Here is a 16,175-nt window from a genome sequence, read left to right on the forward strand (position 1 = left end):
TTCGGAATGCGGTTCCCCGGTCACTGCCGGAGGGCGCGGTCGAAATTGCTGGCGGCGGCGGGGCCGGCCCCGGTTTCAGATCGCATGCGTGTTGCGCAGGTGCAAGACATAGTCGCCCAGGTCCTGCCCGGGCAGCGCCGCCGGATCGATCCGCGCCAGAAGATCGCGCACCGCCTCGGCTTCGGGCACCGGCAGGGTCTCGCCGAGCGCGTCGATATCGTCGAAGAAGGGCCGCCCAAGCAGCTCCGAGAGATAGTCGTGAATCGGCGCGAACTGCGCGACTAGGCGGGCGCGCAGCTCCGCCCCAAACATCTCGACAGTGCCATTGGCCACCGGTTTCAGTGCCGCGCCCTGCGTCAGCAGGTATTGCGCGAGCGCATGGGCCCGTGCCGGCGGCAGGTCGTGGTTGCCGCGCCGCACGATCTCCATCGCTGCGCGCGGCAGACTGGAATTGGCCTGGCCTGCGGGCACCAGCCGATCCGGCATCCGCACCGAGATCTGCGCCATGAAATCCTCGGTCGAGCCGCCGACGGCAAGGATGTCGCCATAGGGGCGCAGGATCATCCGCGCTTTGGGCAGCTGCTGCAGCCAGGGTTCGACCACAGTTCGGAAATTGAAGTGGATATTGTCGAAATAGGACTCGGCCCCGCCCGCCGACAGCGCCGGGATCTTCTCGCCCACCTTCAGCCGCTGGCCATGCCACGAGACAAGGTATTCGTCCGGCCGGCGCAGTGCGCAATAGATCTCAAACTCTGCCCCCGGGAACCAGTCGGCCAGGGTGCGGATCAGCTCAGGCTTCACCTGGCCGAAATTGGCGAAGGCCTCCGAACAGAGGATCACCGTCTCGGAGCCGATCTCGCGCACCTGGTTCTGCAGCGCCAGCATCATCTGGACACTGGCAGGCAACCGCTTGAACTGCTGCGGCACCTTCCGGTCACTAACTTCGGCCATCATCTTGTAGGCCAGTGCCGAATGCGGCTCGCGGATGTTGACATCACGCTCTAAATCAGGACCCGGATACCCCAGCGCACGCGCCAGGTTGGCGGCGAAACCACGGGTCTCGACCGCCGGGTAGAGGATGCCGTGCTTGGCCAGCCGGCACCAGTTCAGCGTCAGGAAGCTCTGCAGCGCGGTAGAGCCGACCTTGTGATGCCCGATGTAGAAGATGACTTTCATGCAACCTGCCCGTGCAACCCTTTTGCCGGGTGTCTAGAACAAGACGCAGGGCAAGGAAAGCCGCGTGCCCCGCGCTTGACAGCGTTCCGCCGGGAGGCTCTTAACAGGGGCTGGCGCGGCAAGGGAACAGGCATGGTTCAGGAGATCGTTTTCCACCTCGGCGACTGCAAGACGGGAACCACCTCGGTGCAGGCGGTGCTGGCAAAACAGGCCTGGCGGACCGCCGCCGGGCAGGGTGCCGACATCGTCTATCCGGCGCGCGTGAACCATATTCCGCTGGCCAAGTCGCTGTGGGTCGACACCGAGATGCCCTTCGAGGCAGAGCGTTTCGCCACGGTGCGCCGGGCATTCGAGAGCAGCGACGCCGCGCATGGGGTGATCTCGGCCGAGTATTTCGAATTCGTCGATCCCGAGCGGGTGGCGGCGGCGATCGAGCGGCACCTCAAGGGCTATGCCGGGCGGATCCGCCTAGTGGCCTATGTGCGCCCGCATGCCGATCGGTTGGTCTCGGCCTTTGCCGAGCGCACCAAGCAAGGGCTGTTCATGAAGCCGCTGGCCGCCATGCACGACAAGCTGGCCGCGGAAGGCCTGCTGTTCTACGCCCCCCGCTTCGAGAAGTGGCGCCGCCATTTCGGCGAGGCTTTCACCCTGCGCCCCTTCATTCGCAGCAGTCTCTACAAAGGTGATGTCGTGCATGATTTCTTTTCCTGGATGACACGGGGCGAGGCCTTCCAGATCACCCGGCCCACCGATCAGAACGAGAGCCTCTCGGTCGAGGATATCGCCATGCTGCGCGCCATTCATGGCCGTATCCGCGCCGAGACCGGCCGCAGCCTGCGTCCGGTGCAGCAGGCGCTGGGGTGGTATCTGGCTGATATCTTGAGTTCGGTTCCGCGCAGGAACGGCACCCGGCCCCGCCTGCACAGTGCCCTGGCCCGGCGCGTGGTGGCCACCTACGCCGAGGATGCTGCCGCGCTGGATGCCGCCTTCTTCGAGGGCACGCCGATGTCCGATGCCCTCGCCGGGGCGGCGCAGAAGGCGTTGCCGGAAGCGCAGTCGTTCCGGGCCGAGAACCATTTCGGCCCCGAGGAGCTGCGCCTGTTCGACATCTGGGCCGATCTGCTGAGCCGGCTGATGACCGCCGACCCCGAACATTTCAAATGGGCGGTGCGCAGCCCCGATCACCGCGGGCCGACCCCGCCGACCCGCGCCGTCGGCTGACCGGCAGGCTAGGCGCCTGCGCGCTGACGCCCGCCCCGGCCGCCGCCGGTGAGCGCACGCGCGACTTGGCGCACCTCCTGCACCCGCTTGCCGTGCAGGAAGACGGGCCAGTTCACCTGGTCATTCTCGAAGACCCCGGCCAAGATACGCGCCAGCACGGTGATGCCGCGCATCTCCTCTCCCGAGAGATAATCCTCGGGACGCACCGACTGCGGCTCGGACCGTGCGGTGTCGCAGGCCTGGTCCAGCTCGGCTTCCAGAACCTTCTCGCCGCCAAAGAAATCGCGGTCCATCGCCCGCGCGTCTTCGCGGTATTCCATGCGGATCTTCTCGGCCAGGCTCTTGTGCAGCTCCAGCCTGGTACGGGTTTGCAGCGGCGGCAGGGTGGCGAGAACCCGGCCGAATTCCCAGCCGAAGGAATGGCGCAGCTGCGGCGGTAGCGGCCCCAGTTCCATCTGCACCACCTTCAGGCGCATCAGATCCTCCAGGCAGAGCGATTCATTGGCGCTGTCCTCGCCCAGAAGGCGGAAGGGGGTACCATCGAAGGCATGGTGCACGAAATCCTTCACCACGTCGCCCTCGCGCAGCCGCTGCCGGATCATCGGGCGCAGCAGGAAGGCCTCGCCAAACTGTTCGCGCCAAGCCATGAAGCGGGGATAATAGCGGAACCGGTCGATCTCGCGCATCTGCTCGAAGAAGGCGTCCGGATCGGCATCGACTACCTTGCGCAGGCCGATCTTGACCCGCTCTGCAAAACTCGAGATCACCCGCGCCGCATGCGGGCGGACATAGGCGATGATCCGGATGCGCTCGTCCCCGGCGGCCCAGTGGGTGTCCAGGGTCTCGCGGAAGGTCGCGGCCGGCACCGTCTCGAAGCCCTCGGCGGAGACCAGGCAGTAGTCCTCCTTGGCCGCCTTCAGCCGTTCGCCCAGGCTGGCGAAGACCTGCTGCGCCCGCGCCACCGCCTTGGGCGAGGTGCCATCCTCGCCGGCATCGAAATGCCGGCGCAGCATGTTCATGGTGATCTTCGCCGGGTAGAATACGCTCCGGCCCTCCAGCTGCACCTGTTTTTGCGCAAAGGCATACTGGATCGAGGTCGACCCGGTCTTGTGGTCGCCGATGTGGAAGATCAGGGTCTTGGCTTTGGTCATCTCTTACCTCGGGGCGGGAACGCGTGCTGCCGTGCTTAAGTCATTGCCGCGACCCGGACAATTGCCGCGGCCCCTGGGCTCAGGCCATCATCTCCTCGTGCAGCGCGATGGCCTCTTCCAGGTCGTCGAAATACTGCATCCGCCCGTGTTCCAGCACGATGCCGGCGTTGCAGAAGGCGCGCAGCTGGTTCATCGAGTGATTCACCATGATGGCGCTGGAATGCCGCATCCGGTCGACGAAGACCGCCCGGCTCTTGCGCCGGAAAACCGCGTCGCCCACCGCCGTCACCTCGTCCACTAGGTAAGTGTCGAAGCGGATCCCCATCGAGGCGCCGAAGGTGAGGCGCGAGCGCATGCCGCTGGAATAGCTGCGCACCGGCATGTGGAAAAACTTGCCGAGCTCCGAGAAGTCCTCGACGAAGGCCAGCAGCGCATCGGTGTCAACGCCGTAGATGCGGGCGATGAAGCGCACATTCTGCGCCCCGGTCAGATCCTTGTGGAACGAGCCGCCGAAGCCCACCGGCCAGGAGATCGTGCCGTCGCTGACGATGCGGCCGCTGTCCGGGCGCATGGTGCCCGAAATCAGCCGCAGCAGGGTCGATTTTCCTGCCCCATTGCGCCCTAGCAGCGCCAGCGACTTGCCGGTCGGCAGGGTTAGGTTCAGATCGTCGATCACCACCCGCCGTTCGCCGCGCATCATGAAGCTCTTGGTGAGATTCTCGAAACGGATCACCGGCGAACGCTCCGCGTTCGCCGGGGGCCGGCAGGATATCGTGCAGCGATGCCCGTGAGGCACACCCACGCAATTTGGGCCCAACCACCCACCGCCTCAGCTCCGATCGCGGATCGAGTAGTAGATCAGCGCCAGGATCGACCAGCCGAGCAGCAGGAACAGCCCGGTCAGCCCGCCGAGGATCCAGCGCTGCGGGTATTCCGAGGACTGGGCCAGCGTCGGCTTGATGTAGGTGGCGAGGTAGCGGCTCTGGCGCTGCGCATCATCGCGCGCCACCTCCAGCGCGGTCAACGCGGCGCGATAGGTCTGCTCGGCATATTCCAGATCGACGTTCAGGCTCTCGAACTCGGCGATCAGGGAGGGATAGTCCTCGCCGATGCCGCCGGTGTCGGTGCTGTCCGAGGTGAAGCCGGCGCGTTCCAGCCGGATGCGTTCGCGGATCACGTCGATCAGCTGCTGGGCCTTGACCACACGGGGGTCAGTCGCCGGGGCGGTGCCACGCAGCAGATCATAGTCCACCAAGGCCGTGGCGAGCTGCTGCTGCAGGTTGTTGAGCACCCCCATGCGACCCTGGATATCAGTGGCCGGGTCGACGATCCGGGTGCGGGTACGGAAGCGGGTCAGCGCCTCGCGGGCGGATTTCAGCCTAGTCAGAGCCTCATCTAGGTCGTCGCGGGCATAGCGCATGGCATCCTCGCGCGCCTGTTCGTTCAGCGCGTTGATGCGGTCCTGGCTCTGGCGCACGATGGCCGAGGTGATCGCTTGGGCGGTGGCTGGGTCGAAGGCCGCGACCGAGACCTCGGTCAGCCCGGTGCCGGCGTTGTACGAGATGCCGATGATGCGGTTCCAGTACCAGTCGAGATCCTCCTGGCTAGCGTCGGGCCAGAGGCCGAAGACCCAGTCGGTTGGCCAGACCTGGGAGTAATGCGCGCGCAGGTCGATCTCCGCGTCGACCGCCTGCACCATCTCGTGGCTCTGGATGAACTCGTAGAGGATGTCGCTGTCCGAGGCGGTGCTGCCACCGGTGAACTGCAGCAGCCCGCCGACCAGTTCCGAGGCGCCGCCGCTTTCCTGGCTGCGCACTATGAAGCCGGTGACCGACTGGTACTGGTCCTGCGCCACCTCGGACAGGTACCAGACCGTCGCGGCCAGGGGCGCGGCGACCAGCAACACGAAGCTCAGGATCAAGCCCCAGTGACGCCGCCGCAGCCGGGCCGGCCGGGCAATCGGTTGCACCTGCACCACCTGCGCCGGCGCACCGGCCGCTGCGGCGGGTCCACCCCCGGCCCGGCGCAGCGCAGCGCGGCGCCCCCTGCCGCGACGACGCGGCGCGAGATCGTCGTCGAAATCGTCGTCGTCGTCCAGATCCACCGGATCGGCCACCTGCGGCGTGGCGGGTCTATCCTCCGCCTCCGCGCTGCGCCGGGCCGGTTTCTCCTCGGGCTTGCCGTCCATGCTTTGTCCTGTACCTGGGCCGGGGCGCCCCGGCGCGTGGCGTTAAGCCGTTTGTAATTGCTGTGTATCTCTTGCATAAAGCCCCGGTCGACGCCAGCCCGAGACACCGCCCGATGGCCTCCCAGCCCGCAGACCCGCCGCCCTCCCTCTCCCCTGCCCCACCTCCTGCGCTGCCGCCGGCCGATGCCGCCCGGCGCCGGTTTGCGACCTTGCGCACGGTACTTGCGCTGGTATTGCGCGAGATGTCGACGCGCTACGGGCGCACGCCAGGGGGCTATGCCTGGAGCATCCTCGAACCGCTGGGCGCGATCCTGGTGCTGAGCATCGGCTTTTCCTTGCTCATCCGCACGCCCTCGCTCGGCCATTCTTTCCTTTTGTTCTACGCCACCGGCTATCTGCCTTTCGACATGTACCAGAGCATCTCGAACGCAGTGGCGCGGGCAATCAATTTCTCACGCCCGCTGCTGCTTTACCCGGCGGTGACCTGGCTCGATGCGGTGCTGGCGCGCTTCTTGCTCAACAGCTTGACCAGCGTGGTGGTCTCGGTGCTGCTGCTCGGTGGCATTCTGGCGGTGATCGGCCATCGCGCCACGCTCGACATGGTGCCGATGGTCGAGGCGACCGGCCTCGCCATGATACTGGGGCTCGGCGTAGGCACGCTGAACTGCGCGCTTTCAGGCCTGTTCCCGATCTGGGAGGTGGCCTGGTCGATCATCACCCGACCGCTGTTTCTCGCCTCGGGCATCCTCTACATCTACGAGGATCTCCCCGAGATCGCCCGCACGATCCTGTGGTTTAACCCGCTGATGCATATCAGCGGCATCATGCGCAGCGGCTTTTACCCAACCTATGTGGCCACCTATGCCAGTCCGCTCTACGTGCTGGGGGTCAGCCTAGTGCTGATGGCGCTTGGGCAGGTCCTGCTGGGCCGCTACCACCGCGAGATCCTGAACGCCTGAGCCGCATCCCTGGCGGGACATTCGGGGTGCCCTCTCGGAGCACCCCGCGATCAATCATCTACTTTTTTCTAAATTACAGTGGCTTACTCCCGGCCCCAGCCATCCGTCTCAGGACCGGGCGTAGACGTCCTCGTAGCGGATGATATCGTCCTCGCCCAGGTAGGAGCCAGTCTGCACCTCGATCAGCACCATCGGCACCTTGCCCGGGTTCTCCATCCGGTGCACCGCCCCCAGCGGAATGTAGACCGACTGGTTCTCGCTCACCAGCTTCACCTGGTCGTCCACCGTCACTTTCGCGGTGCCCTCCACCACGATCCAGTGCTCCGAACGGTGGTGATGGCTCTGCAGCGACAGCGCCGCGCCGGGGTGGACGTGGATCCGCTTGACCTGGAAGCGGCCGCCGATCACCAGGCTCTCGAACCAGCCCCAGGGCCGGTGATCCTTGGGGAAATGCGTCGCCTGCGCCGCGCCCTTCGCCTTCAGCGCCTCGACCGCCTTCTTCACGTCCTGCGCCCGGTCCATGGAGGCCACCAGCACCGCGTCGTTCATCGCCACCGCGATCACGTTCTCCAGCCCGATGCCCACCACCTCCAGCCGCTCGCTCTCCGAGCGCAGCAGCGTGTCAGTGCAGTCGATCGCGGTGGCCGCGCCAGAGGTTACGACGCCCTTCGCATCCGGCCCGCCCTCGCGCCAGACCGCGTCCCAGCCGCCGAGATCGGACCAACCCGCCGCGAAGGGCACCACCGAGAGGTTGTCGGCCTTCTCCATCACCGCGTAGTCGATCGAGATGTCGCCCGCGCCGCTCCAGGCCGCGGGGTCGAGCCGCAGGAAGCCGAGGTCGGGCCAGCCCTGTTCCACCGCAGCCTGAACCGGGGCGACCAGGTCCGGCGCATGGGCGCGGAAGGCGGCGAGGATCGCCTTGACCGAGAAGAGGAAGATCCCGGCGTTCCACAGATAGGTACCGGCGGCGACCATCTCGGCGGCGCGGGTGGCGTCTGGCTTCTCGACGAAGCGCTTCAGCGCCAGCGGCCGGGCCTCGAAGGCGCCGGGATCCTCGGCCAGTTCCAGGTAGCCGTAACCGGTCTCGGCATGGGTCGGCTTGATTCCGAAGGTGACGAGCTGCCCGGCCTCTGCCGCCTCGGCCCCGGTCGCCACCGCGGCGCGGAAGGCCGCCGCATCGGGCACCACGTGATCGGAGGGGGCGACCAGCATCAGCCCCTCGGGGTCGCTCCGTTCCAGCCAGAGCGCCGCCGCCAGCACCGCCGGCGCGGTGTTGCGCCCCTCGGGCTCGATCAGGATCGCACCCGGATCGATGCCGGCCGCCGCCAGCTGCTCGGTCACGATGAAGCGGAAATCGGAATTGGTCAGTACCAGCGGCGCCGCGAAGCCTGGCCCCGAGAGCCGCTCGGCCGAGGCCTGGAACAGCGTCGTCTCGCCCACCAGCGGCACGAATTGCTTGGGATAGGACTTGCGCGAGAGCGGCCAGAGGCGCGTGCCGGAGCCGCCGCAAAGTAGCACTGGGGTAATCATGAAATCACCTGAACCGATCTGAAGTGGGCTATCGGAAATGTATCTCCCGATTGGCGTCGTAAGTTCAAGCCGCAATGCCCTTTGCACAAGACTATCGGGCATCAGTCCTGGAAAATCCCTGCCTAGAGCCGCTTTCTGAGCCAGCCCAGGAAGGCCGCGTCGGGCTTTCTCAGCCGCTGCGCCCCGGTACGGGCCCAGAGGCCGCGCCAGTCGGCGGCCAGCGCGTGCACGTCCATCCCCGGCGCCAGGCGGCGCGCCTCCTCGAGCGCGGCCTCCGAGAGCAGCGGCGGCGGCACCTCGACGACGGCGGTGCGCTGGCTGAAGCGGATCAGGTCGCCCGGCTCTTCCGTCATGGCGTAATCGGGCAGGTGGTCCGAGGCGATCATCTCGCGCAGCATGGCGCGGAACACCCGCCGGGGCGAGGCCGAGCCGGATTTCTTCAGGAGCGTGTCGACCGAGACGCGCCAGCTCTCCTGCCGGCCGCAATGCTTGCGGGCGATCTCGTAGATCCGCCGCTCCAGCGGCTTCCTCAGGCGGAAGTAGTCGCGCGACAGCGTCAGCACCGCCCGCCCCAGCACCGCCCGGTACAGCCATTCCGAGAGCGTCACGCTCACGCTGACCATCCGCCCGCCGCGGGTCTTGCGGATGATCTCCCAGCGCTCGATCAGGCCGAAGCCGGTGGTGGTCTCGATCTCGCCGGTGACGATATTGGTGGTGATGCGGGTACCGGCCAGCCGCTCGAAGGCCTCGCGCAGGCGGCGGTAGGCATCGCCGCTGGTCTCCCGGTTGGTCGCCACCAGCAGGTCATGCGCCTTCAGCTGCAGCGTGCGCGACACCGCACGCCCCGCGTTCAGCGCCGCCATCAGCTGGCTGATGCAGAAGATCAGGATGTCCTTGTCGTGGATCGTCGCCAGCCCCTTGACCGAGGGCGTCACCTCGATCGCCACCCCGTTATGGGCGTATTTCAGCACCCTCAGGTCCGGCCGCGTCGCCAGAGAGAACAGCGGATGCTCCATGCTGGCGAGATCGTCCTTGGGGATCGCGTCGAAGATGTCGCAGAGGAAGAAATCCCCCTGCATCCTGCGGTCGGGCATCAGCCCGCCCGTCCCTGCACTGCTCATGGTCGTTGATCCGACTCGGGTTTTTTCGTGGTTTCGATGACGCTCACCCTAGAGTTATCCACACCCTGCGGCAACGGGGGTTCGGAGTCGGAAGATCGGGGGAACGGAGTCACTCTTTCGGGGGTTCGGAATCGCCTGAGCCCCCGGACAGCACCTCCATCCCCCGCAAAACAAGGGCGATTGGCACAGGCGGCGGATCCCGTAACACATAAATAACACATCACTAACAGAAAAAAAATTCCCGCAGACCCCGGATCTGGGGTATCACGGGGCGAAATCCCCCAGATTTGCCAGGAAAAGGGCTGCGAGATGCGGCTTTTCCTTCCATGTGCTGCCTTTTGTGATATCCTGACAAAAACACGGCATATCGAGCATGACATGGCCCAGGACCCCTCCGCCCTGCCCCCCTATTTCAACATCGACACCGATGCGGCCCAGGCCGAGCTGGAAGCGCCGACCAGCACCGCCGGTTTCGCCCGCATCGCCGAGGCCTGCGCGCGCGGCCGCGCCGACCTGGCCAGCCGGGGGCTGGACGCCGAAGGGCGCAAGCAGCTCCGCCTGTTCTCGACCTGGGAGATCACCCGCTACCTGATCCCGGTGGCCCAGGCGCATTTCCGCCGCGTGCTGCGCGCCAACCCCGAGCTGCCCCAGGGCGTCAGCGATACCGAGGCCGGCGCCAAGTGGTTCTCCCTCGACGAGGTGCTGCGCCTGCGCGCCTTCTTCGGGGCGCAGGGGGCCAGGTCGAAGAACTACCTGCCCTACCGCCCCAAGGGGCTGCCGGCCAAGCTGGTGGCGGTTGCCAACTTCAAGGGCGGCGTCGGCAAGACCTCGACCGCCGCCCATCTCGCCATGTCCGCCGCGCTCGACGGCTACCGCGTGCTGGTGATCGACCTCGACAGCCAGGGCAGCATGACCTCGATCTTCGGCGGCCAGGTGGCGGATGAATGGAAGACCGCCTTCCCGCTGCTCGCGCGCCACTACGGCGAGCACCTGCGGGCTGAGAACCAGCGCCGGCTCGACCGGGGCGAGGCGCCGCAGCCGCTGGACGAGACGCTGGCGGCGGCGATGGAGATGACCGCCCAGGACGTGATCCAGCCCACCCACTGGCCCAATATCGACCTGATCGGCGCCCAGCTGAACCTCTACTGGGCCGAGTTCCAGGTGCCGGTCTGGCGCATGGCGGCGCGCGGCTGGAAGCTCTGGGATGCGCTGACCGACCGGCTCGAGGCTGACGGGGTGCTGGACGCCTATGACGTGATCTTCATCGACACGCCGCCGGCGCTTGGCTACCTCACCATCAACGGGCTGGCGGCGGCCGATATCCTGCTGGTGCCGCTTGGCGCCTCCTTCCTCGAATTCGACTCGACCGGGCGCTTCTTCGACATGCTGCATTCGACCTTCGCCAGCATCGAGGAGGGCGAGAACATGGCGGCGCGGGCGCTGGGGCGACCCGGGCTGGCTTTCGAATGGGATGCCGTGCGCGCGGTCATCACCCGCTATGACGGCGCCCAGCAGGGCGAGCTGGCGGCGCTGATGCAGGCCTATCTCGGGCGCACGCTCTCGCCGCACCGCCAGGATTTCACCGCGCTGATCGGCCAGGCCGGCGAGCAGGTCTCGGGCATCTACGAGGCGGATTACCGCGACTTCAACCGCGAGACCTATGCCCGCGGCCGCGAGACCTTCGACGCCACCTATGCCGCCTTCAAGCGGCTGCTGCTGGGCATCTGGCGGCGCGAAGAACTAGCCGCGGCCGAGACAGAACTGGCCAGTTAGAGCCTGATACGGGGAGAGCCGACATGGCCAAGCGCAAGCGACTGACGCCGCCGCAGGCGGGCTACCTCGACGGAGCGGAGAACGCCCCTGCCCCGGCGATGCGGGCGCTGATGCCGGCCTCGCCGCCGATTGCCCGGGTGGCGGGCGATGCCTCGGCCCGCGCCGCGCTGGGGGAGGTGGCCGAAGCCCTGGCCTCGGCCCGCGCCGAGGGCCGGCTGATCGAGACGCTGCCGCTCTCGGCGATCGACCCGCACCACCTGGTGCGCGACCGCATGGCGCAGGATCCCGAGGAGATGGAGGCGCTGACCGCCTCGCTGCTGGCGCGCGGCCAGCAGACCCCGATCGAGGTGGTGGCGCTGCCGCAGCCCAGGGGCGGCCATACCCACGGGCTGGTCTCGGGCCTGCGGCGGCTTTCCGCCCTGCAGGAGCTGGAGCGCGAGCACGGCGCCCGCTTTGCCACGGTCAAGGCGCTGGTGGTGGCCCCGCCCGACCGCCAGGCCGCCTATGTGGCGATGGTCGAGGAAAACGAGATCCGCGCCAACCTCAGCCTCTACGAACGCGCCCGCATCGCGCTGAAGGCCTGGCAGGAGGGGATCTATCCGACCCGCAAACTGGCTTTGCAGGGTCTGTTCGGCGCAGTTTCGCGCTCGAAGCGGTCGAAGATCAACAGCCTGGTCGACGTGGTCGAGGCGCTGGACGGGGTCCTGCGCTTCCCCACCGCGATCTCCGAGAAGCTGGGGCTGGAGCTGGCCAAGGCGGTGGAGGCCGGCGGCGCCAAGCGCATCGTCGAGGGGGTGGCACGCGCCCGGCCCACGACCGCCGAGGCCGAGATGGCGCTGTTGGCCCGGCTGGCGGCGGAGCGGCCCCGCCCCCCTGCCCCGCCTGCGGCTGAGCCCGTGCCTGCACCTGCCAGCAAACCCCGTGCCCCCGCGCTCGACGTGACCGCCAATTTCGACGGGTCCCGCATCGTGCTGAGCGGCGCCGGCGTCACCCCCGAGCTGCATGCCGCGCTGAAGGGCTGGCTGCTCCGGCAGGGGGCGGCGGGGTAAACCCCGCCCTACCCATCCGAAATGTTTCGCGCGCGAAACGTTTCCTTGTAACTAATTGATATTTCTAAGATCACAGGCCGTCAGACCTGGTAATAGTCGCGATACCAGCTTACGAAACGCGCCACCCCGTCGCGCATCTCCACCTCCGGGGTGAAGCCGGTCAGGTCGGTCAGCAGCCCGATGTCCGCCCAGGTCGCCGGCACGTCGCCCGGCTGCATCGGCAGCATCACCTTCTCGGCCTCGCGCCCGCAGGCGGCCTCGATGGCGGCGATGAACTCCATCAGCGGGGCAGGGGCCGCGGCGCCGATATTGACCACCCGGAAGGGCGCCACCGGGCTGAGCGAGTCGCGCTCCGAAACCGGCTTGTCCCCCGGCACCGCATCCGCCAGCTTCACGATGCCGGTGACGAGATCGTCGACATAGGTGAAGTCGCGCCGCATTGCCCCGTGGTTATAGACCTCGATCGGCTCGCCCTGCAGGATCGCCCGGGTGAACTTGAAATAGGCCATGTCGGGCCGACCCCAGGGCCCGTAGACGGTGAAGAAGCGGAACATCGTCACCGGCAGCCCGTAGAGATGGGCATAGGAATGCGCCATGCTCTCGGTCGCCTTCTTGGTGGCGGCGTAGAAGGACATCTGGTGATCAGCCCGCTGCGTCTCGACATAGGGCATCTCGGTATTGGCGCCATAGGCCGAAGAGGTCGAGGCCAGCACCATGTGGCGCGGCGGAAAGGCACGGGCGGCTTCCAGCAGTTCGAAGGTTCCGACGAGGTTGGACTCGACGTAGGAGCGCGGTGCATCGATGGAGAACCGCACCCCGGCCTGGGCGGCGAGATGCACCACCAGGTCGGGGCGATGCGCCTCGAAGATCTCCCGCAGCCGCCCCGGCTCTTCCAGCCGGGCCTCGACGGCGGTGAAGCCGGCGTGCTGCGCCAGCAGCGCGTGGCGACGCTTCTTCAGCGCCACGTCGTAGTAATCCGAGAGACAGTCGAGCCCGATGACGCGCCAGCCTTCGGCCAGCAGACGGGTGGCGACATGATATCCGATGAACCCGGCCGAACCGGTGACAAATGCGGTCAACATGGCTCTCTAGGTGACCGAAGCCGCGCGACCTGTCAAACCGGAACCGGCGGCGTTGCGCTCGGCCGCACGGGCGGATTTGACTCGCGCGCCGAATTGTGAGTGTTGGCGGCGTTGCAGGGACAGGAGCAAGCGCTAGGTGGACGGGCAGGGCCAGTATCGGAACGGGGCAGGGGGGCTGCAAGAGGCGGCGGCCGTGCGTCTGGTGGCGGTGGTCGTCACCTACAACCGGCTCGACAAGCTGAAGGTGACGCTGGCGCGGCTGCTCGATGTGCCCGAGGCGCTGCTGCCGGCGGTGGTGGTGGTCGACAATGCCTCGGACGATGGCACCGGTGCCTGGCTGGCGGGGCAGGGCGACCCGAGGCTCGATATCGTCACCAGCCCGGTCAATTGCGGCGGCGCCGGCGGCTTCGAGAGCGGCATGCGCCGCGCCATGGACCGCCACGCCCCCGACTGGCTGGTGGTGATGGACGACGACGCCCGCCCCGAACCCGGCGCGCTCGAGGTCTTCCACGCGATGGACCGCAGCGGCTGGGACGCGCTGGCGGCGGCAGTCTATTTCCCCGATGGCGGCATCTGCGAGATGAACCGCCCCTCGCGCAACCCGTTCTGGAGCCTTGGCGGCGTCCTGCGCACCGCGCGCCGGGGCCGCAACGGCTTCCACATCCCCCATGCCGCCTACGGTGAGGGGGTCAGCGCGATCGACGTCACCTCCTTCGTCGGCTTCTTCATCGACGCCCGCACGGTGGCGCGCATCGGCTATCCCGACCCGCGGCTCTTCATCTACGGCGACGATTCCCTCTACACGCTGGGCCTGCGCCGGCAGGGCGGGCAGATCGCCTTCGTGCCGCAGATCCGCTTCGAGCATGACTTCACCACGCTGGTCGCCGCCGATCGCGGCCAGCGCTTCCGGCCGCTCTGGAAGGCCTATTACCACCACCGCAACCTGCTGCTGCTCTACCGCATGGCGGCGGGCTGGCTGTTCTGGCCGGCGCTGCTGGTGGTGCTGCCGAAATGGTTGATGAAGGCACGCGCCCACGAGGGAGAGCGGCGCATCTTCCTGCGCCTGATGAGCCGCGCGGTGGCCGACGGGCTGACCCGCCGCCTCGGCCGGCCCCATGCCAGCGTGCTGGCCCTGGCCGAACATCCCTCAGCGCCGGAAATCAGACCCTGACTAGGGGAGTTCCCGCGCCGGGGGGCAAGAGCTGCCAGCGTCGAACGGATGTATACTTACCCGCGCAGCACCCCCGGCTTGCCCTTGGGCGCGATTGCGGAGAAAAGAGATTGACGCCTTCAGCCGAATGGACCCGAGACAGATGAGCAAGACCGCCCTGATCACCGGCATCACCGGACAAGACGGCAGCTATCTCGCCGAATTCTTGCTGGAGAAGGGCTATGAGGTGCATGGCATCAAGCGCCGCGCCTCCTCGTTCAACACCCAGCGGATCGACCATATCTACGAGGATCCGCATTCCAACCACGCCCAGCTCAAGCTGCATTACGGCGATCTCTCCGATACCTCCAACCTGACCCGGATCCTTTCTGAGGTGCAGCCCGACGAGGTCTATAACCTCGGCGCCCAGTCCCATGTGGCGGTCTCCTTCGAGGCGCCGGAATATACGGCGGATGTCGACGCCATCGGCGCGTTGCGCCTGCTCGAGGCGATCCGCTTCCTCGGGCTGGAAAAGAAGACCCGCTTCTACCAGGCCTCCACCTCCGAGCTCTACGGCCAAGTGCGCGAGGTGCCCCAGACCGAGACCACCCCCTTCCACCCGCGCTCGCCCTACGCGGTGGCCAAGATGTATGCCTACTGGATCACGGTGAACTACCGCGAGGCCTACGGGCTCTATGCCTGCAACGGCATCCTGTTCAACCACGAGAGCCCGCGCCGGGGCGAGACCTTCGTCACCCGCAAGATCACCCGCGGGCTTGCCAATATTGCCCAGGGGCTCGAACCCTGTCTCTACATGGGAAATATCGACTCCTTGCGGGACTGGGGCCATGCCAGGGACTACGTGCGGATGCAGTGGATGATGCTGCAGCAGGAGGCGCCCGAGGATTTCGTCATCGCCACCGGGGTGCAGTATTCCGTGCGCGAGTTCATCCGCTGGAGCGCTGCCGAACTGGGCCTTACGCTGGAGTTCTCCGGCAGCGGCACCGAGGAAATCGCCACCGTCACCGCGATCAGCGGCGACAAGGCCCCGGCGCTCAAGGTGGGCGACGTGGTGATGCGGATCGATGCGCGCTATTTCCGCCCGGCCGAGGTGGAAACCCTGCTCGGCAACCCGGCCAAGGCCAAGGCGCGCCTCGGCTGGGTGCCCGAGATCACCGCGCAGCAGATGTGCGCCGAGATGGTCGCAGAGGATCTCAAGACCGCGCAACGCCACGCGCTGCTGAAGGCACACGGTCTGGACCTGCCGGTCAGCCTGGAGGGGTAGGGGCCATGAAGATCTACATCGCGGGGCATCGCGGCATGGTGGGGGGCGCGATCCTGCGCGCGCTGCAGGCGGAGGGCGGGCACCAACTGGTGACCCGGACGAGCGCCGAGCTCGACCTCACCGACCAGGCCGCGGTACGCGCCTTCTTCCAGGCCGAGAAGCCCGACCAGGTGATCCTGGCGGCGGCGAAGGTCGGGGGGATCCTCGCCAACAACAGCTACCCGGCGCAGTTCATCTACGAGAACCTGATGATCGAGTGCAACGTGATCCACCAGGCCTACGCCGCCGGGGTCACGAAGCTGCTGCAGCTCGGCTCCTCCTGCATCTACCCCAAGGAGGCGCCCCAGCCGATGCGCGAGGACGCGCTGCTGACCGGCGTGCTGGAGCCGACCAACGAACCCTATGCGGTGGCTAAGATCGCCGGCATCAAGCTCTGCGAGAGCTACAACCGGCAGTATGGCACCGATTACCGCTCGGTGATGCCGACCAA

The 16,175-nt window shown here is 67.1% G+C and carries 14 protein-coding genes; 7 read left to right on the forward strand and 7 right to left on the reverse strand.

All coding sequences use genetic code 11. From position 1 onward, the window contains the following. Positions 1-75: 75 nt before the first annotated feature. The gene (locus IE266_RS25835; RefSeq protein ID WP_189683029.1) at positions 76-1,176 is read right to left on the reverse strand and encodes a hypothetical protein; all 1,101 of its coding nucleotides are present in this window, start codon (positions 1,174-1,176) and stop codon (positions 76-78) included. Positions 1,177-1,308: 132 nt separating this feature from the next. On the opposite strand from IE266_RS25835, the gene IE266_RS25840 reads away from it, so the two are divergent. Continuing rightward, on the forward strand, positions 1,309-2,397 hold the full coding sequence (locus IE266_RS25840) for a hypothetical protein (protein ID WP_189683030.1): 1,089 nt from the start codon (positions 1,309-1,311) through the stop codon (positions 2,395-2,397). An 8-nt stretch (positions 2,398-2,405) separates the two neighbouring features. Here the strand turns inward: IE266_RS25840 and IE266_RS25845 are convergent, their stop codons facing one another. From IE266_RS25845 to IE266_RS25855, 3 genes are all read right to left on the reverse strand, one after another. Next, positions 2,406-3,548 carry a hypothetical protein gene (locus IE266_RS25845; RefSeq protein WP_189683031.1) on the reverse strand — a complete coding sequence of 381 codons (1,143 nt, stop codon included), beginning with the start codon at positions 3,546-3,548 and terminating at the stop codon, positions 2,406-2,408. 79 nt (positions 3,549-3,627) lie between these two features. Further along, positions 3,628-4,281, reverse strand: a complete 654-nt coding sequence (locus IE266_RS25850) for an ABC transporter ATP-binding protein (protein WP_189683032.1) — start codon at positions 4,279-4,281, stop codon at positions 3,628-3,630. A 96-nt stretch (positions 4,282-4,377) separates the two neighbouring features. Continuing rightward, a complete protein-coding gene (locus IE266_RS25855; protein ID WP_229864503.1) occupies positions 4,378-5,736 on the reverse strand; it encodes a KpsE/RkpR family capsule polysaccharide export protein in 1,359 nt (452 codons plus the stop codon). A 113-nt stretch (positions 5,737-5,849) separates the two neighbouring features. On the opposite strand from IE266_RS25855, the gene IE266_RS25860 reads away from it, so the two are divergent. Further along, positions 5,850-6,695, forward strand: coding sequence for an ABC transporter permease (locus IE266_RS25860; protein WP_189683033.1), 846 nt, complete (start codon positions 5,850-5,852; stop codon positions 6,693-6,695). 108 nt (positions 6,696-6,803) lie between these two features. Here the strand turns inward: IE266_RS25860 and IE266_RS25865 are convergent, their stop codons facing one another. Both IE266_RS25865 and IE266_RS25870 read right to left on the reverse strand, forming a co-directional pair. Further along, positions 6,804-8,225, reverse strand: a complete 1,422-nt coding sequence (locus tag IE266_RS25865; RefSeq protein WP_189683034.1) for a mannose-1-phosphate guanylyltransferase/mannose-6-phosphate isomerase — start codon at positions 8,223-8,225, stop codon at positions 6,804-6,806. 122 nt (positions 8,226-8,347) lie between these two features. Then, positions 8,348-9,346, reverse strand: a complete 999-nt coding sequence (locus tag IE266_RS25870; protein WP_189683035.1) for a replication initiator protein A — start codon at positions 9,344-9,346, stop codon at positions 8,348-8,350. Between the two features lie 378 nt (positions 9,347-9,724). Here IE266_RS25870 and IE266_RS25875 point away from each other — a divergent pair, with 378 nt between their 5' ends. Next, positions 9,725-11,119: an AAA family ATPase gene (locus IE266_RS25875; RefSeq protein ID WP_189683036.1), complete on the forward strand. Its 1,395-nt coding sequence runs from the start codon at positions 9,725-9,727 to the stop codon at positions 11,117-11,119. Positions 11,120-11,142: 23 nt separating this feature from the next. After that, positions 11,143-12,168 carry a ParB/RepB/Spo0J family partition protein gene (locus tag IE266_RS25880; protein ID WP_189683037.1) on the forward strand — a complete coding sequence of 342 codons (1,026 nt, stop codon included), beginning with the start codon at positions 11,143-11,145 and terminating at the stop codon, positions 12,166-12,168. Positions 12,169-12,248: 80 nt separating this feature from the next. Here IE266_RS25880 and IE266_RS25885 read toward each other — a convergent pair whose 3' ends face one another. After that, positions 12,249-13,250, reverse strand: coding sequence for an NAD-dependent epimerase/dehydratase family protein (locus IE266_RS25885; protein WP_189683038.1), 1,002 nt, complete (start codon positions 13,248-13,250; stop codon positions 12,249-12,251). 136 nt (positions 13,251-13,386) lie between these two features. On the opposite strand from IE266_RS25885, the gene IE266_RS25890 reads away from it, so the two are divergent. The 3 genes from IE266_RS25890 to IE266_RS25900 all read left to right on the forward strand — a co-directional run. Beyond that, the gene (locus tag IE266_RS25890) at positions 13,387-14,421 is read left to right on the forward strand and encodes a glycosyltransferase (protein WP_229864507.1); all 1,035 of its coding nucleotides are present in this window, start codon (positions 13,387-13,389) and stop codon (positions 14,419-14,421) included. Positions 14,422-14,563: 142 nt separating this feature from the next. Continuing rightward, entirely contained in the window at positions 14,564-15,685 is a 1,122-nt protein-coding gene (gene gmd, locus IE266_RS25895; protein WP_189683039.1) for a GDP-mannose 4,6-dehydratase, read from the forward strand. 5 nt (positions 15,686-15,690) lie between these two features. Further along, on the forward strand, positions 15,691-16,175 hold a 485-nt coding region (locus tag IE266_RS25900; RefSeq protein WP_189683040.1), incomplete at its 3' end, for an NAD-dependent epimerase/dehydratase family protein.

This window comes from Seohaeicola zhoushanensis (genome assembly GCF_014656415.1).
Lineage (GTDB): Bacteria > Pseudomonadota > Alphaproteobacteria > Rhodobacterales > Rhodobacteraceae > Seohaeicola_A > Seohaeicola_A zhoushanensis.